This window comes from Bifidobacterium ramosum, from assembly GCF_009299505.1.
Lineage (GTDB): Bacteria > Actinomycetota > Actinomycetes > Actinomycetales > Bifidobacteriaceae > Bifidobacterium > Bifidobacterium ramosum.
The window spans coordinates 15,399-33,434 of sequence record NZ_WBSM01000008.1; the positions used below are offsets into that span (position 1 = coordinate 15,399).

The 18,036-nt window shown below is 63.4% G+C and carries 16 protein-coding genes; 6 read left to right on the forward strand and 10 right to left on the reverse strand.

Going from position 1 to position 18,036, the window contains the following annotated elements:
- Positions 1-268: 268 nt before the first annotated feature.
- Positions 269-1,879: a L,D-transpeptidase gene (locus DSM100688_RS07775; RefSeq protein WP_152358534.1), complete on the reverse strand. Its 1,611-nt coding sequence runs from the start codon at positions 1,877-1,879 to the stop codon at positions 269-271.
- 233 nt (positions 1,880-2,112) lie between these two features.
- On the opposite strand from DSM100688_RS07775, the gene DSM100688_RS07780 reads away from it, so the two are divergent.
- The 4 genes from DSM100688_RS07780 (at position 2,113) to DSM100688_RS07795 (ending at position 5,597) form a co-directional block, all read left to right on the forward strand.
- Entirely contained in the window at positions 2,113-2,763 is a 651-nt protein-coding gene (locus DSM100688_RS07780) for a response regulator transcription factor (protein WP_239519403.1), read from the forward strand.
- The gene (locus tag DSM100688_RS07785) at positions 2,760-3,968 is read left to right on the forward strand and encodes a sensor histidine kinase (RefSeq protein ID WP_163146897.1); all 1,209 of its coding nucleotides are present in this window, start codon (positions 2,760-2,762) and stop codon (positions 3,966-3,968) included. The genes DSM100688_RS07780 and DSM100688_RS07785 overlap by 4 nt, the downstream gene beginning before the upstream one ends.
- 277 nt (positions 3,969-4,245) lie before the next feature.
- Entirely contained in the window at positions 4,246-4,713 is a 468-nt protein-coding gene (locus DSM100688_RS07790; protein WP_152358537.1) for a hypothetical protein, read from the forward strand.
- Between the two features lie 23 nt (positions 4,714-4,736).
- The gene (locus DSM100688_RS07795; protein WP_152358538.1) at positions 4,737-5,597 is read left to right on the forward strand and encodes a TraX family protein; all 861 of its coding nucleotides are present in this window, start codon (positions 4,737-4,739) and stop codon (positions 5,595-5,597) included.
- 94 nt (positions 5,598-5,691) lie between these two features.
- Here DSM100688_RS07795 and DSM100688_RS07800 read toward each other — a convergent pair whose 3' ends face one another.
- The gene (locus DSM100688_RS07800) at positions 5,692-7,359 is read right to left on the reverse strand and encodes a CTP synthase (RefSeq protein WP_152358539.1); all 1,668 of its coding nucleotides are present in this window, start codon (positions 7,357-7,359) and stop codon (positions 5,692-5,694) included.
- Positions 7,360-7,726: 367 nt separating this feature from the next.
- On the opposite strand from DSM100688_RS07800, the gene DSM100688_RS07805 reads away from it, so the two are divergent.
- Positions 7,727-8,716 (forward strand): CTP synthase, encoded by a 990-nt coding sequence (locus tag DSM100688_RS07805; RefSeq protein ID WP_152358540.1) that lies wholly within the window; start codon positions 7,727-7,729, stop codon positions 8,714-8,716.
- Positions 8,717-8,933: 217 nt separating this feature from the next.
- Here the strand turns inward: DSM100688_RS07805 and aroQ are convergent, their stop codons facing one another.
- The 3 genes from aroQ to aroC are packed head-to-tail and all read right to left on the reverse strand — an operon-like array spanning position 8,934 to position 12,266.
- Positions 8,934-9,380, reverse strand: a complete 447-nt coding sequence (gene aroQ, locus DSM100688_RS07810) for a type II 3-dehydroquinate dehydratase (protein WP_152358541.1) — start codon at positions 9,378-9,380, stop codon at positions 8,934-8,936.
- Between the two features lie 55 nt (positions 9,381-9,435).
- On the reverse strand, positions 9,436-11,073 hold the full coding sequence (locus DSM100688_RS07815) for a bifunctional shikimate kinase/3-dehydroquinate synthase (RefSeq protein WP_152358542.1): 1,638 nt from the start codon (positions 11,071-11,073) through the stop codon (positions 9,436-9,438).
- Positions 11,070-12,266 (reverse strand): chorismate synthase, encoded by a 1,197-nt coding sequence (aroC, locus tag DSM100688_RS07820; protein WP_152358543.1) that lies wholly within the window; start codon positions 12,264-12,266, stop codon positions 11,070-11,072. Before aroC ends, DSM100688_RS07815 begins: the two co-directional genes overlap by 4 nt.
- A gap of 49 nt (positions 12,267-12,315) precedes the next feature.
- Between aroC and DSM100688_RS11795 the strand changes: the two genes are divergently transcribed.
- Complete coding sequence (locus tag DSM100688_RS11795; RefSeq protein ID WP_163146898.1) at positions 12,316-12,786, forward strand: peptidase A24; 471 nt, start codon at positions 12,316-12,318, stop codon at positions 12,784-12,786.
- 54 nt (positions 12,787-12,840) lie between these two features.
- Here DSM100688_RS11795 and mltG read toward each other — a convergent pair whose 3' ends face one another.
- From mltG to DSM100688_RS07850, 5 genes are all read right to left on the reverse strand, one after another.
- Entirely contained in the window at positions 12,841-14,037 is a 1,197-nt protein-coding gene (mltG, locus tag DSM100688_RS07830; protein ID WP_152358544.1) for an endolytic transglycosylase MltG, read from the reverse strand.
- Positions 14,034-14,513 (reverse strand): Holliday junction resolvase RuvX, encoded by a 480-nt coding sequence (gene ruvX / locus DSM100688_RS07835; RefSeq protein ID WP_152358545.1) that lies wholly within the window; start codon positions 14,511-14,513, stop codon positions 14,034-14,036. The genes mltG and ruvX overlap by 4 nt, the downstream gene beginning before the upstream one ends.
- Before the next feature lie 8 nt (positions 14,514-14,521).
- A complete protein-coding gene (gene alaS, locus DSM100688_RS07840; RefSeq protein WP_152358546.1) occupies positions 14,522-17,200 on the reverse strand; it encodes an alanine--tRNA ligase in 2,679 nt (892 codons plus the stop codon).
- A 122-nt stretch (positions 17,201-17,322) separates the two neighbouring features.
- Positions 17,323-17,562, reverse strand: a complete 240-nt coding sequence (locus DSM100688_RS07845) for a hypothetical protein (protein ID WP_152358547.1) — start codon at positions 17,560-17,562, stop codon at positions 17,323-17,325.
- Positions 17,562-17,945 (reverse strand): DUF948 domain-containing protein, encoded by a 384-nt coding sequence (locus tag DSM100688_RS07850; RefSeq protein ID WP_152358548.1) that lies wholly within the window; start codon positions 17,943-17,945, stop codon positions 17,562-17,564. The genes DSM100688_RS07845 and DSM100688_RS07850 overlap by 1 nt, the downstream gene beginning before the upstream one ends.
- Positions 17,946-18,036 lie beyond the last annotated feature (91 nt).

The following is an 18,036-nucleotide window of genomic DNA, read 5'->3' on the forward strand; positions in this document are numbered from 1 at the left end:
ATATTGGCTGAACGCATAGTGATGCGGGCCACATACGACCGTGCGTCGCCGGTCGGCACACGACTCCGATCGAAGCACACCCCCGGTTCGCATCCGCTTCCTCGTAACGGACATACAGCCGATTCCATCGGTGGAATCGGCTGTATGTCCGTTACGAGGAAGCGGAATGTCTTCGGATAAGGCTGACGCAACCGGTGCATGAACAACGGCGGCGGGCGGTCCCCATCAGGAATCCGCCCGCCGCCGTCGATATGCCGTCGGTCGCCAGCTATTGCTGCACGTGCACCGACGTGCCCATCACGCACCAGTCGAAGAACCACGGCGCCACGTCCCAGCCGATGCCGACGCAGCCGTGGGAGGTGTTCGGCCAGTTGACCAGATCAGCGTCGTTGTACGGGGTGGACGAGGCGACGCGGTGGATGGCGCAGCCGCCGTGCGAGAAGTAGTTGACGTAGCCGACGTCCTTGACGTCCCACTTCTCGACCTTGCCGTTCGACAGGGTGAGGTTGCCGGACATGTCCTGGCTCTCGTACTTGAGCCAGATGTCGAAGTCGCCGGTCGGCGTGCACATGGTGCCGTCGCAGGCGCCGGTCTTCACGTCGTTGCCCTGCGCGGCGACCATGTTCATGGTCTTGATGAGCTTGCCATTCTCGTACGCGTACACCTTGCGGTCGGACAGGTCGACGACCACGTGGCGCTTGGTCTTCTTGGTCTGCATCTTGTCGACGGTGCCCTCGACGGCGACGGAGCCGCCGCCGTTGGCCAGCGCTTCGGCCGCGTCCTTGCCCACGTTCGTGTCGGAGCCGGCGGTAACGGTGACGCCGTCATGGCCCTCCTTGATGACGTTGACCTCTTCGCCCGAGTTGTTGACGATGACCTCGCGATCCTCACGCTTGGACTGCAGGCTCGTCTTGATGGTGTCGTCATAATACTGCTGCAGCTTGGCCGCGTCGAACACGACGTAGCCGTTGCGGGTCTGGCCGTCGGCGAGTTTGGCGTTCTCGTTGGCGTCGACGGTGGTGGCGTCGGCGAGTGCAACCGCGTCGAACGAGCCGATTGCACGGTCGCCGATCGTGATGGCGACCGGGGTCTTGACCAGACCGTCGAGCGTGGTCTTCGCCTTGTCGGCGATCGCGTCGGTGACGACCGGGTCGATGGACTGGGTCGTGACCTCGACGGCCTGCGCGCTCGTGGAGCCCAGCGACTTGACGACGGCGACGGCGGCCTTGGCCACCGGTTCGGCGTCGACGCCCTGGCCCTGCTGGCCGGCGACCACGGTGAAGCCGCTCCGGTCGTCGTTGAGCGTGACCGAGGCGTTCACCGGTTCGGTCTCCTCGACGCCGAGCTTGGCGCTCAGCGCGGACGAGGATGCGGCCTGCGGGTTGGCCGGTTCGGTGGAGACGTTGTCGTTGATCCACCATGCGTACCGCTGCCACCACACGTTGTCGCGCTTGGCGTTCATGACCTCGTCGGCGAGGGCGCTGGAGTCGACGCTCAGGCCGAGGTCCTTGAGCGTGACCTTCGCGGTCTTGCCGTCATAGGAGACGGGCACGGCGGTGTTGTTCACCGTATCGTCGATCTCGGAGACGAGCTGCTCGTGGGAACGGCCGGTCACGTCGTTGCCCCACAGGGTGACGCCGGGCAGGGCATGCGACTGGAAGAACCAGTAGCCGCCGCCGGCCGCCGCGCCGATCGCGACGACGAACACGGCGAGCACCACCCACGGCCATACGACATGGCGTTTGCGCGGCTTGCGGACCGCGGTCGCAGCGCCTTCCTCCGGCACGGCGAACGCGCTCAGATCCAGCGGCGCGAACACCGCCGTGGCCTCGCCGTCCGCGAAGGCGCCACCCTTGTTCATCTTGTTGTTCTCGTTCATGGCATTCCCTTACGTACCGGTCACCCGGCGTATTGGTACATTGCCCCTCATTATGCCTCATGCCCATGAACTCCGGAGCGTATCGGCCCACGCCGCCATGTGAATCCGCTCACAGCTGACATGCGGTGCCGTCGACGCACGGCACGCAAGGTTGTCATCGATGATCCGACGTGCACCATTACCCGGTACAATAACTCTTCAGGGAATTGTCAGCAGTGGGAAGGCAGCCCTTGATGAACAGTGGTTTACGCGTAGGCATCGTCGATGATGACCCTATGACGTTGGCCGCGCTCCGCACGCTGATCAACGGGCGTCTGCGCAAGCACGACATATGCGTAATATGGGCGACACGATCCGGAACCGTCGCCGTGGATCGATGCGTTGCGGTCGCGACGCGGCCAGACGCCGTGCTGGTGGACATGGGTATGGACGATGTCGATGGCGAGGAGACCTGTCGTCGCATTCGACACGTCTGCGAACGCATCACCATATTCGCGATGACCGCCCACTCATTGAATCATTACCGCGATGCCGCACTGCGATCCGGCGCATGCACGCTGCTCGACAAAGCCGATATAGACGCGATGGAACAATTCCTGATCGACCGTTCGCAGGGAAGAATACCGATGCAATGCCGCAGCAAGGATTCCGTGGACGTTCAGACCGACGATCATGACAATGGCTCAGTGCCCCTGTCCGCCAAAGAGATCGAAGTCATGGATCTGACGATCACCGGACTGACCGCAAAGGAGGTGGCCGGACGTCTCGGCGTCAGCGAATCCACGATCAAGACGCATATACGTCACGTCATCATCAAGCTGGGGGTGCGTAATAAGCTGCAAGCCATCAGCGTATGGAGCACTATCAGGAGGCCGCTGTCATGACATCCAGGCAGCGTGGCCCCTTCACCACTCATCGTATTCCCGTGCCCTCCACATTGAATCATCCGTATGTGGCGTTGATGATCGCAGGAACGGTATGCTACACACTCATCGAATACGTTATTGCCATCGAAGTTCTGCCGGTCACTGCGGCGGTAACCGCAATGGAGATCGCGCTTACCGTCGGCCTGTACTGGCGACCTTCTGTATGCGGAATACTCCTCGTCACCGTCAGTGCATGTTCGAAACTCATTCCTTTCGTAAGTTTTCCTTCGCAGTTATTCGGCATCTGGCTGTCCGTGGGATTGCTGGCCTATCTCCATAAGGCACCGACGTCGTTCGTTCTCATTATCGTGGAACTGTTGTCACACTGCTATGAACTGTTCAGCGACGCGGGTACGACATGGACCCCATCAGGCGTTCTCTCTGCAACCTGCACCTATGTCATAGCAGCCGTTATTGGTCTGGCGATCGCCGAACATCAGCATGCGGAACACGCAAGGCGTGAAGCAATGGAACAGCACCGCCTACGTGAGGATCACGACCGAATGCAACGGAATATCATGCTTGCCAGTACATTGCATGACTCGACGGCACGAGGATTGACACTCATTACGCTGCTGTCCGACCAATGTCTTGACGGCATCAATGACTCGGACGCTATGGACGATTCCCTGCGAACCATACGCTATACCGCGCAGACTACATTGGCACAGGTACGCGAGGTCATCGACCTGCTCGACGGAACCAGCGACGCGCCGGCTTCTGGGATCACGGTCAACGATTCGTCCGGCAGCGATTCGCTCGCGGACATGCTGTCCGCAACGTTACGAAACAACGACCAGCGGATGCGAGCCACCGGCTGTATCGGAATCAGTACCGTCGAGGATCGGCAACAGGAACGAAACGATCATCCGTCACCGGCGCACTATCACGAGATCACGGCTCTGTTGAACGAGATTTATACCAATATTCTGGTGCACGCCAATGCCGATGAAGGATATCAGATCCATCTCGTCATCAATGATCGCACCATAGAACTGTCCCAGTTCAATAATTCCAAACCGGAACGAACCTCATATCATACCGGCAAAGGTCTCGCCTTGCACCGCAATCGCATTCGAGCTCTCGGCGGAAATCTGTCCTATGCCGATGAGGATGGCATGTGGGTGCTCGCCGCCACGATACCCTATCATGCGCAAGACTAATCATCTGCCGCAAAACCACTTCAGCCAAGGAGGGCATACGCCGACACGGGATATAGTCGGCAACACCTCATCACAATTATGTATCGCAGATGCGACGGCAGGTTGCAAAACAAATAATTACAATACAATTTACGATTTTTTCATTACGATATCTCCTTCCATTGTTAGACGCCATCTTATTATTGTCATATTTTCAACCGCCTATCATCTAAAGGACGATAAGCAAAGTATTATTCATTATTCTTAAAATGCTTTTTCTAAAAACAAGGAGACGACAATGAACAAAACCGTTAAGACTTTTACCATGATCATTCTTTGCATCATGTTCTTTTATACATCACCAATACAACCAGCTTTCGCTCATGACAACGCCGGTATAGGAGTTTCGCCCACTATTACGGAAGACTACAAAAATACTCGGGAAACCGGAACCCCTGGAAAAGAATGGAACATTCAGACCAAAGGAAAATACGTATATGAAGGAGCTGGCGGCACGTTAGCACTCTATACCAATTATTACTTTACCGGCAAAACTTCTTATTTTACGCTCACTCGCAACACCGGTTCTAATCCCATTATTGTTGAAGCATACACTACGGGCAAAAAAGTATTAAAGAGGATTACAATTCCTGCAAACCATATGGCGTCAATGACAATTAACGGGATGAAAACAAACGAAAAACTATATCTCGGGTTCCATAACCAAAATGGTTATTGGTATAGCTTTGCCGGTCACATACGGTAAAACCCACTAACAGCCCACTCAATATGACTTCGTTTTCCTTAAAGGTATTGGCCTGCATCTTCATGCTCATCGACCATGTCGCCGAGTTCGTTCCCGGGATGCCGGTGCAGATGCATTGGATCGGTCGGCTTGCGGCGCCCATCTTCCTGTTTCTGGTGGGATGGAGCTGCGAGTTCACGCATGACCGCACACGGTATCTGCGACGGCTGTATGTCGCGGGCGTGTGCATGGCGATCGTCCAAGGCGTGCTGGGCATTTCCAACAACGTGTTCACCAGTCTGTTCCAAGTGGCGCTGATCGTCTCGTTGCTGTCACGCGAGGAAGCCCATGAACGGGCTCGCGGCATCGCCGCCTATCTCCTGTATGAGACCGTATTGACGCTGGTGCTGTGGTATGCCATCGCGCCGCTTGATGTTCCCGACGTCGTTCTACGGGTCGCCGTCGCGGCCACCGGTTCGATACTCGGTTTGGAGGGAGGCTTCTTCTATGTGATGCTCGGCGTCGCGTTGTGGGCCGCCCGTGACCGGAAGATTCTGCTGTCCGCCGTGTTCGTTGGACTGGTGGTGCTGTTCTCGCTGGCGATGTCGTCATACAGTGCGCGTGTGCTGTTCGCGCTCAGTCGTCACCGCAACCCGATCGTAGCGGCGGTCGGGGATCAGATGTTCATGCTGCTGGATATTTTGGGCATCCCCAGGTTCGCGATGGGACGCTCCATCTGGACGCTGAACTACCAGTGGATGATGGCATTCGCGTTGCCGTTCCTGCTGGCGTACAACAGACGACGCGGTCCGGGAATCAAATGGTTCTTCTACGCGTTCTATCCAGTGCACATCGTCGCGCTGTATGGCCTCGGGCAGCTGGCGACGATGCCGGTGGGCGCATAGCGGAGGAGCATGCCGCAGATATGAGTGTGGGGAGTGCCGAAACGGTTCGGTACTCCCCACACTCATATCCAACCGGTCAGAAAACCGTCACCGCTCAGTGGCGGGTGGCCTCCTGATGGTCGAGCGCGGCCTTGACCAGACCCGCGAACAGCGGGTGCGGCTTGGTCGGGCGGCTCTTGAACTCCGGATGGGCCTGCGTGGCCACGTAGAACGGGTGCACGTCCTGCGGCAGTTCGACGAACTCGGTGAGTTCGCCGTCCGGGCTCTGACCGGAGATGCGCAGACCGGCCTCGCGCAGGCGGTCCTTGTAGGCCACGTTGACCTCGTAACGGTGGCGGTGGCGTTCGGTCACGTGCGTGGTGCCGTACAGTTCGGCGACCAGCGAGCCCTCCTCGAGCACGGCCGGGTAGGAGCCGAGGCGCATGGTGTGGCCCATGTCGCCGTGGCCGGCGACGATGTCCTTCTGCTCCTCCATCGTGGCGATGACCGGGTTCGCGCACTCCGGCTCGAACTCGGTGGAGTTCGCGTCCTCGATGCCGAGCACGTGACGCGCGTATTCGATGACCATCGACTGCAGGCCGAGGCACAGGCCGAGCGCCGGCAGCTTGTTCTCGCGGGCGTACTTGAGCGCACCGATCTTGCCGTCGATGCCGCGGATGCCGAAGCCGCCCGGGATCACGATGCCGTCGACCTGGTCGAGTGCGGCGGCCGCGCCCTCCTCGGTCTCGCACTTGTCGGCCGCGACCCACTTGACGTTGACCTTGGCCCAGTTGGCGAAGCCGCCGGCCTTGATGGCCTCGGTGACGGACAGGTAGGCGTCCGGCAGGTCGATGTACTTGCCGACGATCGCGACGTTGACTTCGTGCTTCGGGTGATGCACGCGTTCGAGCAGGTCGGCCCACTCGTCCCAGTCGACGTCGTGGAACGGCAGTCCGAGCTCGCGCACGACGTACGCGTCGAGACCCTCGTTGAACAGGATCTTCGGCACGTCGTAGATGCTCGGCGCATCCACGCAGTTGACCACGCCCTCCTCATCCACGTCGCACATCAGGGAGATCTTGTCCTTGATAGACTTGTTGAGCGGACGGTCGGAACGCAGCACGAGCGCGTCCGGGGTGATGCCGAGCTGGCGCAGCATCATGACGGAGTGCTGGGTCGGCTTGGTCTTGAGTTCGTGGGCGGCGGAGATGTACGGCACGAGCGAGACGTGCACGAACATGCAGTTCTCCGCGCCGAGGTCGCGACGCACCTCGCGGGCGGCCTCGAGGAACGGCTGGGATTCGATGTCACCGACGGTGCCGCCGATCTCGGTGATGATCACGTCGACGTCATCGGACGCCTGGGCGCGCATGCGGGACTTGATCTCGTTGGTGATGTGCGGGATGACCTGCACGCACTGGCCGAGGTATTCGCCGGCGCGCTCCTTGCGCAGCACCTCCTGGTAGATCTGGCCGGTGGTGACGTTCGCCTTCTGCGACAGGAAGACGTCGAGGAAGCGCTCGTAGTGGCCGATGTCGAGATCGGTTTCGGCGCCGTCTTCGGTCACGTAGACCTCGCCGTGCTGGAACGGGTTCATCGTGCCCGGATCCACGTTGATGTACGGATCGAGCTTCTGCTGGAGGACGTGGATGCCGCGGCTGCGCAGCAGACGGCCGAGCGAGGATGCGGTCAGGCCTTTGCCGAGGGAGGAAACGACGCCGCCGGTGACGAAGATATGCTTGGTGACGTGTTCTTGAGAGTTGCCATGTTGTCTTCTAACCATGGAATTCCACTGTATCATCCGCGCGTGACGCGGCGTGTTACCGCATGATGGGCGCAACCGACTCCCGCATTGCGCGCTCCCCTGCCTCGTAGCGGTGGTTTCCTATGGTTGCACACGCGCGCCGGTGTCCGCGCGTGTGCAACCATAGGAAACCACCGCGGGCATCCCCGAGTTATCCACACCAACCGCCATCCATGCGTGTGCTTCCTACGGAAACCCACACATTCCAGCGATTTCCTCATCCCGTAACGAATCCCGCGACCGATTGTCCACATCGAGTTGTCCACAACACGCCGGGCATCCGCGTCTGCGTCCACATCGTCCAAAAGACGGCAGCCGACCGACGGTTCCACAGTACCGTCGAATCATGAGACAACACGGCCATATCGACAGACTCCTTGACCAAGCGCAGCGGGAACGCAGATGCGTCTTCCCCCACACCCGAGCCGAGGACCGCGCCCTGCGGCGACGACTGACCTGCGGCGATTTGGTCAAGCCCTTCCCGGGACTGTTCGCCAGCGCATCGTATTGGCGTCAGCTGAAACCCGACGAGCAGGTGCTGCATCAGGTCCGGGCCCTTGCCCTGAAACACCCGTCGTGGGTGTTCGCCGGACCGACCGCCGCCGCAATCCACGGCCTCGAACATCAGTGGTCGATCCATCGCTCCGGACTATTCATCCTATCGGCCAAGCAGGGAACCGGGCGGAGTCGGCACGGGCTGAACCGCATATGCGCGACGGCTTCCGCATTCGAGGAATCGGTCCTGTCGCAGACCATACCCGTGACCTCCATGGCGCGCACCGTAGCGGATTGCGCGAACGTCCTCCCCTTCCATCAGGCGCTGCCCATCGCGGATTCCGCCGCCGCCCGCGACGGCAGCCTGCCCGACGACGTCCGAACCGTCATCGGCACGATTCATCGCCGCCGGGCGCCCGAACGGATACTGTCGCATATGAATCCGGCCAGCGAAAACGGCGGCGAATCACTGGCGAGAGGCATCATGATCGAGGAACGGTTCTTCACTCCGACTATTCAGCATGTTTTCGTCGACCCTCAGGATCCGAGCCACCGGTACCGGGGCGATTTTGTATGGTTTCTTCCCGGAAGGCGCATCCTTGTCGCCGAGTATGACGGACTGGCGAAATATACCGATCCGACGATGACGAACCGTCAGTCGATACGCGCCGTGGTCCATGAACAGGTTCAACGGGAGCGGGATCTGACGGCATGGGGTGTCACGGCGATCTGCCGGTTCGACTATGAAGACCTGATGGATCGGAAGAAACTGGTCGATAAGCTTTCGACACTTGGCGTGCCCCGTTATCCCGAAGGGCATGCCGATGATTATCCACGCTGAACGACAGATTCGCGCGGGGAGATCGGAACCGTCGGCGTGGGCAGCCCCGGGTTATCCACGCCCAGCCGGCGGATCGCGTGTATAAACGCGGGTTTGTGCTGTGGGCATCCTTGGGTTGCACACGGTACAGACGCCATTAGCGTGTGCAACCCAAGGGCATCCACGCTTATGCCGAGGCAGAAGCGGTCGAGACCCGGCGCAGCGACCCCGCCCTCCCCTACTCGGCGAGGAGGTGCGCGATGGCCTCGAGGGCGAGCTTGTAGCCGTAGAAGCCGAGGCCGGTGATGGTGCCGGTGGCGACCGGGCTGATGACGGACCGCTTGCGGAACTCGTCGCGGGCGGACGGGTTGGAGATGTGCACCTCCATGAGCGGCAGACCGGCGTCGCCGACCATGTGCGCGGCGTCGGCCAGCGCATACGAGTAGTGCGTGAACGCGGCCGGGTTCATGACGATCGGCGTCTTCTCGTCGGCGGCACGGTGCATCCATCGCACCATCTCGGCCTCGTCGTCGGTCTGGCGCACGTCGACGTCGAGACCGAGCTCGGCGCCCCATGCGGTGCACAGGCGACGCAGCTCCTCAAGGTCCTGGCGGCCGTAGACGTCGGGCTGGCGCACGCCGAGACGGCCGAGGTTCGGTCCGTTGACGACGATGACTGTGGTCATGATTGATGGCTCCTTTGATGAATTGCTGATTGCTGACGGTTGCCGGAGGCTACGGTTACTGCTGAATGCGGCGGAACGCCTCTTCGACGGCGTCGGCCGGCGGGTCATCGAGATGCACGGGATGTCCGATGCCGTCGAGCACGACGAAGCGCAGCGTGTTGCCGCGCGCCTTCTTGTCGCGGTGCATGAGCGCGAGCACGTCCTCGAACGAGCCGCCGTTCCAGGAGGTCGGCAGGCCGAGCGAGGCGAGCAGCGACCGGTGATAGTCGACTAGATCGCGGTCGATGTAGCCGAGCAGCGAGGCCAGTTCGGCCGCGTACACCATGCCGACGGCGACCGCGTTGCCGTGACGCCAGCGGAAGTGCTCGAGCTTTTCGATCGCATGGCCGAGCGTGTGCCCGTAGTTGAGGAATTCGCGCAGTCCGGCCTCCTTGAGGTCGGCGGACACGTGCCGTGCCTTGACCTTCACGGTGCGTTCGATGAGTTCGGCGACCACGTCCTCGAGCGGCGAGCCGATGAGCGTCGCGCCGTCGAACGCGCGCAGTTCGGCCGCATGATCCTCGAGGATGCGCAGGATCTCGGGGTCGGAGATGAAGCCGGATTTGGCGACTTCGCCGAGTCCTTCGATGAAGATGTCGTTCGGCAGGGAGGCGAGCGTGGTCATGTCGGCGAGCACGCCGGCCGGCGTGTAGAACGAGCCGACGAGGTTCTTGCCGACCTTCGTGTTGATGCCGGTCTTGCCGCCGGTGGACGCGTCGACCATCGCGAGCAGCGAGGTCGGGCAGTTCACGTAGCGGATGCCCCGCATCCATGTGGCGGCGACGAATCCGGCCAGATCGGTGACCGCTCCCCCGCCCACGCCGACCACGGCGTCGGACCGGGTGAAGCCCTCGTTGCCGAGCCGTTCCCAGATGCCGTTCGCCACGGTGATGGTCTTGCCGGCCTCGGCGTCGGGGATGACGATGTCCGAGACCTCGTAGCCGGCCTGGCGCAGCAGGGCGCGGGCGCGGTCAGAGTGCCGCTGCACGGGCTGCGTGTGGATGAGCGCGATGCGCGTCGGCTTGTCGCCGAGCACGCCGGCGAGATGGTTGAGCGCCCCTTCGCCGATGCGCACGTTGTAGTCGTCCGCGGCGACGACATCGACGTGGACGACGCGTTCCTCGATCATGTTCATCACCTTTCTCGCCGCCATTTGCGGCGTGGATCCGTGGGTGCGTACGTGGATGTTGGCGATGCGGGTGAACACCGGGTCGCGCTGCTTATACAACCGCATCCAGCGTTCGTTGGCGTCGCCGCCGTTGAGCATGGGTCGGCCGCCGCCGCGGTTGGCGCGTTCCATCGCCTCCTTAGGATCGGCCTGCAGGTAGATCACGCGGCCGCCGTCGGCGATGTAGTCGGCCAGCGCGTCCTGCGTGGCCGGGGTCATCGGGGCGCCGCCACCGAGCGCAAACAGGCCGTCGAATTCTTCGAGCGTACGCCGAATCAGATCGCTTTCAACCTCACGGAACGCGGGTTCGCCGTACCGGGAGAAATAGTCGGGGATCGACATGCCGACCTCACGCTCGATCTCGAGGTCAGCGTCGCGGAACGGCAGGCCGAGCATCTGCGAGACTTCACGGCCGACGCGAGTCTTGCCGGCGCCCATCATACCGATGATGACGGCGACGGGACGGGATGCACCGGAGTCGCTCATCGCATGTGCTCCGGCCAGGAGGCGAGATAGCCGGCCGCGTTGCGGCGGATCTCCTCGACGCTGTCGCCGCCGAACTTCTCGAGTACGAACTTCGCCAGCGTGAGCCGCACCATCGCCTCGGCCACGACGGACGCGGCCGGCACGGCGGTGGAATCGGAGCGCTGGTTGATGGCGGCGGCCGCGTCGCCGGATGCGACGTCGACGGTGCGCAGAGCCCGCGGGATAGACGGGATCGGCTTCATCGCGGCGCGCACACGGATCGGCTCGCCGTTCGACATGCCGCCTTCGATGCCGCCCGCGCGGTTCGTGAGCCGCGTGATATGGCCATCGGCTCCCGGCACCATCTCGTCGTGCGCCTGGGAGCCGGCACGCACGGCCTCGAGGAAGCCGTCGCCGATCTCGACGCCCTTGATGGCCTGGATGCCCATAACCGCGCCGGCCAGCGCGGCGTCGAGCCGACGGTCGGATTCGACGTACGTGCCGAGTCCGGCCGGCACGCCGTACGCGATCACCTCGATCACGCCGCCGACGGTGTCGGCGTTCGCCTTGATCTCGTCGATGCGCGCGATCATGCGTGCCTCGGCCGCCTTGTCGAGCGTACGAACGGGCGATGCGTCCAGCGCGGCGACGTCGTCCGGCGTCGGTAGCACGCGGTCGCCGGCGGTCTCGTCCACACCGGCGCCGCCGATGGAGAGCACGTGCGCGACGGTGCGGATGCCGACCGTCTGCTCGAGGAACTTCGCGGCCACCGCGCCGAGCGCGACGCGCGAGGCGGTCTCGCGGGCGCTGGAACGTTCGAGCACGGGGCGCGCGTCGTCGAAGCCGTACTTGCGCATGCCGGTCAGGTCGGCGTGGCCCGGGCGCGGACGGCTCAGCGGCGCGTTGCGGCCTTCGCGCAGAATGTCGTGGTCGAGCGGGTCGGCACTCATCACTTCGGTCCACTTGGGCCATTCGGTGTTCGCGATCTCGATGGCGACCGGCGAGCCGAGCGTGAGGCCGTGGCGCACGCCGGTGAGCAGACGCACCTTGTCCTGTTCGAACTTCATGCGCGCCCCGCGGCCGTATCCGAGGCGTCGGCGTGCCAGCGCGTCCACGACGTCGCCGCTGGTCACCTCCACGCCCGCCGGTAGTCCTTCGATCATGGCGACCAGCGCCTCGCCGTGTGATTCGCCCGCCGTCTGCCAGCGCAACATGCCGTTCTCCTTTTGCTTGTCGTCGTCAACTGCGGGCTATTGTAGCGGTATGCCTTACCTTGCGTTGTTGCCGAGTCTGATCTGTGGACTGGCGGTCGGTGTCGAAGACGTGCGTTGCCGCCGCGTGCCGCGCGCATGGATCGCCGCCGGCGGTCTCGCACAGCTCGTCGCGAACGTAACGTATGGACTGATCATCAACAGCCTGTTCGTCGTGGTGCAGTCGCTGCTGTTCGCCGTCATCGCCGCCGTACTGCAGTGTCTGCTCGCGTTGGCGAAGCCGGGCGCGTTGGGATTCGGCGACGTGACGTGCACGTTGATGACCGGACTCGGCGTCGGCCTGTTCGGCCTGCCGGCGATGGTCGTGTGGTGGTTGCTGATGGGGCTGCTGGGGCTGGCGTGGATGGCCCTGTGGATACGGTTCGACCCGCAATCCGATACCCCGTATGCCGGCAAGGTGCCGTTCGCTCCGGTGATCGTGGTTGCGGGTCTGCTCGCCGCGATGGCGGTCGCGCTGCTCTGATCTAGGCCTGACGTGTTCGCCGCACCGACATGGCGGAGCGACGGACACAACAGATCAGTTCGCGTTCTCGTTGTTGTTCTTGTACTCGGCGACGTACTGTTCGAACTGCGCCTGCTGTTCCTCCAGCGTGCCGGTGGTGAACTTCGTCTCGCCGGTCTTCAGGTTCACGGTGACGAAGAACAGCCAGTCGCCACTTTCTGGTTTCAACGCCGCCTTGATGGCCGAGTCGCCGGGATTGCTGATCGGCGTGGGAGGCAGACCGGTGTTCTGTCGCGTGTTGTACGGGTTGCTGGCGTCGTCGAGCATGTCCTGCGTGATCATCGACGGCTCGACGTCGTTGCCGTACGCGACGGTGGAGTCCATGCCGAGCGTCATGCCCTGCTTGATGCGGTTGTCGATGACGCGCGTGACCTTGCCGTAGTATTCCTCGGCGTTGACCTCGGCTTCGGCGATGGACGCGATGTTGAGGATGTCCTCGCGTTCGGAGCCGGACGGCACGCCCATGTCATCGAGTTTGGCGACGCGCGCGTCGACCATCTCCTTGACGACGTCAGCGGCGGTGCGGTTCTGTACGTTGTACATGCCCGGTTCCAGCCAGCCTTCGAAACTGCCGCCGGCCTCCGACGGCAGGATGTCCGATCCGTCGCCGGTGAGCAGCGTCTTGAACGCGTCGGCATCGGCGCCGTCGATCTTCGCGACGTTCGCGATGACCGCGCTCACGCGTTCGCCCGGCTTGACTTCGAGGAATCCGCCGGCCTTGGTCTGGTCGGAGAGGATCGTCACCACGTCGGCGGCCTTCATCTGCTGCTTCAGCTGGTAGGTGCCGGGGTACAGCGTGGCGTCGGCTGCCGCGACGGCGCTGGTGAACGCGGCCTGCGACTTGACGATGTCCTGATCGACGAGGTTCTGCGCGACCTGCACCGCTCCCTGCCCGTTTTCAACGGTGAAGGCGACCGACCCGGAGCCCGGCCCCGGATAGTCCTGAATCGCGGCCGCGGCGTTGGCGGCCTGCCGTGCGGCGACCCACGACCTGAGCCCGCGATAGCCGAACAGCGCACCAACGGCGACGACCACGATCACGACGACCACGGCGACGACCACCGTGACCGTCCTGCGCCTGCGCTGCGCGCGTCGCCGGCGCATGTCCTTGCGCGACTTGGGCGGCTGGGGCGGTTCATGTGCGGCCGCACCTCCCTGATCCGCCACCCAATGGGTGTTTTCGGAGAAGAAATCCTCGAAATCCTCTGTCATCGCTCCGTTTCCTCGCCCTCGTCCCTGCGCGCACCATCCAATGCCGATTGCAGTATCACGACCGCCGACTGCTGATCGACCACCGGGCGGTGCTTCCTGCCGGACACCAGCGCCTGATGGAGCTGCCGGTGGGCACTGACCGTCGTCAGTCTCTCATCGACCAATGTTACCTGAGGAGGCTGCGTGATGGCGCAGTCGCCCTCCTCGATACGGCTATGGATGCGCTTAACCAGATTGGCGGCCCATCGCCGCGCCTTCTTCGCGCTTTTGCCTTCCGTGCCGTCGAGCAATAGCGGCAGGCCCACCACCACGTGGTCCACCGTCTCGTCCTCGATGACGTCGACGACCTCGTCCAAAGCCTGAAAGGAATCGCCATACACCCGGACGTTGCCGGCCGGGTGTGCGAGGGTGAGCTCCGGGTCGGACAACGCGAGTCCGACCCGGGCGTCACCCAGATCAACGCCGAGCCATACCACTAGGCGACTCAGCCCTTCAACGCCTCGTTCTTCAGCGCGGCGACCGCCTCGTCGATCTTCGACGCGTCGGCACCGCCGCCCTGGGCGAAGTCCGGCTTGCCGCCGCCACCGCCGCCAAGGATCTTGGACGCGCCGCGCACGAGGTCGCCGGCCTTGATGCCGGCCTTGCGGGCGGCCTCGTTGGTGGCCACGGCGACCATCGGCTTGTCGTCCTCGGACACACCGGCGAGGGCCACCACGACCGGGGCCTCGTCGCCGAGCTGTGCGCGCACATCGAGCACGGTCTTGCGCAGGGCGTCGAACGAGCCGAAGTGGCCGACGTTCTTCGCGGCGACCTTGACCGGTGCCGCGGAGGCGCGGGTCTCGGCCACGAGCGCCGGCATGGCGGCGGCCAGCTGGCTCTCGTACATGGCCGCGAGACGGCGGTCGGATTCCTTGAGCTTGGCGAGCAGCGTGTTCACGCGCTCGGCGAGCTCGTCCGGACGCGCGTTGAGCTTGTCGCTCAGCTGGGAGACCAGCGCGTGCTCGCGGGCGTTGAAGTCGTACGCTCCCGCGCCGACGAGCGCATCGACGCGGCGCACGCCGGAGCCGATGGACGCTTCGGACATGATGTTGACCATGCCGATCTTGCCGACGTGGTCGACGTGGGTGCCGCCGCACAGCTCGCGGCTCCAGCCGTCCTCGCCGATGGACACGACGCGCACGATGTCGCCGTACTTCTCGCCGAATAGATGCATCGCGCCGAGCGCGATGGCGTCGTCGAACTTCATCTCCTTGGTGGTGACGGCGAGGTTGTCGCGCAGCTTCTCGTTGACACGGGCCTCAACGGCGTTCATCACGGTCTTGGACGGGGCCTTGGACCACTGGAAGTCGAAGCGCAGGCGGTTCGGGGCGTCCTCGGAGCCGCGCTGGGTGGCCTGCGGGCCGAGCTCCTCGCGCAGCGCCTTGTGCACCATGTGGGTGGCGGTGTGCGAACGGGCGATGGCGCCACGACGGTCGAGGTCGATGCTCGCGTTGACCGGCGAGCCAACCACGAGGGTGCCTTCGGTGAGGCGGCACTGGTGGACGATGAGGTCCTTGATCGGCTTCTGCACGTCGTCGACCTCGAGCACCGCGCCGTCGTCGGACAGGATCTCGCCCTGATCGGCGAGCTGGCCGCCGGCCTCGGCATAGAACGGAGTGCGGTCGAGGATGACCTCGACGGTGGCGGGCGCGGTGACGGCCGGGACGGAGCCCTTGCCCTCCTGCATGATGCCGAGCACGGTGGCGCGCGCGGAGAAATCGGTGTAGCCGAGGAAGTCGATCGGCTTGGCGAGCGTCTTCTTGAAGTCGTCGTAGACGGACAGGTCCACGTTGTGGCGCTTCTTGAGCGCGTCGGCGCGGGCGCGGGACTTCTGCTCGCTCATGAGCTCGCGGAACTTGGCCTCGTCGACCTTCACGCCCTGGTCGGCGGCCATCTCGAGGGTGAGCTCGATCGGGAAGCCATAGGTGTCGTGCAGCGTGAACGCGTCATCGCCGGAGACGGTCGGGTCGGCGCTCTTCTTCGCGTTGGCCACGGCCACGTCGAGGATCTGGATGCCGTTGTCGAGGGTGCGGCGGAACGCGTCCTCCTCGCCGTAGGCGGCTTCGGACACGTCGTGGAACGTGTCGTTGAGCTCCGGGTAGCTGGCGACCATCGCGTCCTTGGACACGGGCAGCAGCTCCGGGATGACCGGATCGGTCACGCCGAGCACGCGCATGGCCTGAATGGTGCGGCGCAGCAGGCGGCGCAGCACGTAGCCGCGGCCGACGTTGGACGGGCGCACGCCGTCGGACATGATCATGAGGGCGGAGCGCACGTGGTCGGCCACGACGCGGAACTTCACGTCGGCCTTCTCGTCCTCGCCGTACTTGCGGCCCGAGAGGCGTTCGGCGGCCTCGATGACCGGGAAGACCTCGTCGGTCTCGTAGATGTTCTGCTTGCCCTGCATCAGGTAGGCGAGACGCTCGAGGCCGGCGCCGGTATCGATGTTCTTGTTCTCGAGTTCGCCGACGATGTGCAGGTCGGTCTTGGACTTGACGTTGTCGACCTCGTAGTTCTCGAACACGAGGTCCCAGATCTCGATGTAGCGGTTCTCGTCGGCGATCGGGCCGCCCTCGACGCCGTATTCGGGGCCGCGGTCGACGTAGATCTCGGAGCACGGACCGCCGGGGCCGGGGCCGCCGGTGGTCCAGAAGTTGTCCTCCATGCCCATGATCTGGATGTGCTCGGGGTCGACGCCCTCGTTCTTCCACATCGAACGGGCTTCCTCGTCGTCGGTGAAGGTGGTCATCCACAGCTTCTCCGGGTCGAAGCCGTAGCCGCCCTGCTCGCGCGGGGTGGTCAGCAGCTCCCACGCGTAGTGGATGGCCTCCTCCTTGAAGTAGTCGCCGAAGGAGAAGTTGCCGAGCATCTGGAAGAAGGTGCCGTGACGGGTGGTCTTGCCGACCTCGTCGATGTCGAGGGTGCGCACGCACTTCTGGTTGGAGGCCATGCGGTGCTTCGGCGGGGTCTGCTCGCCCATGAGGTACGGGATGAACGGCACCATGCCCGCGATGGTGAACAGGGTGGTCGGGTTCGGCGAGATCAGCGACGCCGAGGGCACGATGAGGTGGTCGTGCTTGCCGAAATAGTCAAGATAGCGCTTCGCGATTTCTGAAGTGCGCATAGATGATTGATCTCCTTGGTTTTGGGCGGGATGCGTTCCTACCGCCCGATGATTGCGTTGCCGTCCGACAAGCCGACGGCGGTGGCCCTGCGGCGCACCGGATGACCGATGTCCGACTACGGTCAGCGGTTCGTGCGTTCCGTGTAGGTCCGGCTGAGTTCGGCCTCGCGGGCGCGCCGCGTCGCATTGAACTCGTTGACGAGCCCTTCGAGCGTGCGCATGGTCACGTGGTCCTGATCGGGGCCGAGCACGAACTGGCGCATGGCGTCGGGGGTGTTCGCCTTGACGTAGGCGTTGGCCTTGGACACGGCGATCACGCCGGCCGCGAAGCCGATGCCGATCCAGAAGAGTCGTTTGAACATCACTCCCCCTTGGCGGCGTTGCCGGTCGTCCGCTTCGCGAGGAAGGACTGCGCGGTGGATTTGAGCGCGTAGCCGGCGGAGACGATCTTGATGACGGGCTTGCCGAGGAACGAACCGTACAGGTCGGTGAGCGCGCCGACGTTGTTGGCCGTGGCGGACGCCGCGGCGGAGATGCGGTTGACGTCCTCGAGCGACTTGTTCACCTGCTTGACGGTGGTCACGCCCTCGTCGAGGGCCGGGATCGCATGCTCCCCGGATTCCCTCACCGTTTCGGCGATCTGGTCGAACAGTTTGCCGAGCCGGATCAGCGGATAGATCATGAATCCCGCAAGCACGGCGAAAGCAATCGCGGCGATCAGGCCGGCGATGTCTCCAACACCCATCTGGACCTCTTTCCTGCACCACGGACGAGCCGTGCCACACAATACCCGCACAAGCCTAGCCAACGGCCGCGACGCGTGCAAGCGCGGCCGT

Excerpts from the sequence above, each read along its gene's own strand:
- DSM100688_RS07800 (WP_152358539.1), bottom strand. The coding sequence starts at position 7,359 with ATGGTTAGAAGACAACATGGCAACTCTCAAGAACACGTCACCAAGCAT.
- DSM100688_RS07775 (WP_152358534.1), bottom strand. The coding sequence starts at position 1,879 with ATGAACGAGAACAACAAGATGAACAAGGGTGGCGCCTTCGCGGACGGC.
- DSM100688_RS07805 (WP_152358540.1), top strand. The coding sequence starts at position 7,727 with ATGAGACAACACGGCCATATCGACAGACTCCTTGACCAAGCGCAGCGG.
- DSM100688_RS07795 (WP_152358538.1), top strand. The coding sequence starts at position 4,737 with ATGACTTCGTTTTCCTTAAAGGTATTGGCCTGCATCTTCATGCTCATC.
- DSM100688_RS11795 (WP_163146898.1), top strand. The coding sequence starts at position 12,316 with ATGCCTTACCTTGCGTTGTTGCCGAGTCTGATCTGTGGACTGGCGGTC.
- mltG (WP_152358544.1), bottom strand. The coding sequence starts at position 14,037 with ATGACAGAGGATTTCGAGGATTTCTTCTCCGAAAACACCCATTGGGTG.
- DSM100688_RS07845 (WP_152358547.1), bottom strand. The coding sequence starts at position 17,562 with ATGTTCAAACGACTCTTCTGGATCGGCATCGGCTTCGCGGCCGGCGTG.
- DSM100688_RS07785 (WP_163146897.1), top strand. The coding sequence starts at position 2,760 with ATGACATCCAGGCAGCGTGGCCCCTTCACCACTCATCGTATTCCCGTG.
- DSM100688_RS07790 (WP_152358537.1), top strand. The coding sequence starts at position 4,246 with ATGAACAAAACCGTTAAGACTTTTACCATGATCATTCTTTGCATCATG.
- DSM100688_RS07815 (WP_152358542.1), bottom strand. The coding sequence starts at position 11,073 with ATGAGCGACTCCGGTGCATCCCGTCCCGTCGCCGTCATCATCGGTATG.
- aroC (WP_152358543.1), bottom strand. The coding sequence starts at position 12,266 with ATGTTGCGCTGGCAGACGGCGGGCGAATCACACGGCGAGGCGCTGGTC.
- aroQ (WP_152358541.1), bottom strand. The coding sequence starts at position 9,380 with ATGACCACAGTCATCGTCGTCAACGGACCGAACCTCGGCCGTCTCGGC.
- DSM100688_RS07780 (WP_239519403.1), top strand. The coding sequence starts at position 2,113 with ATGAACAGTGGTTTACGCGTAGGCATCGTCGATGATGACCCTATGACG.
- DSM100688_RS07850 (WP_152358548.1), bottom strand. The coding sequence starts at position 17,945 with ATGGGTGTTGGAGACATCGCCGGCCTGATCGCCGCGATTGCTTTCGCC.
- alaS (WP_152358546.1), bottom strand. The coding sequence starts at position 17,200 with ATGCGCACTTCAGAAATCGCGAAGCGCTATCTTGACTATTTCGGCAAG.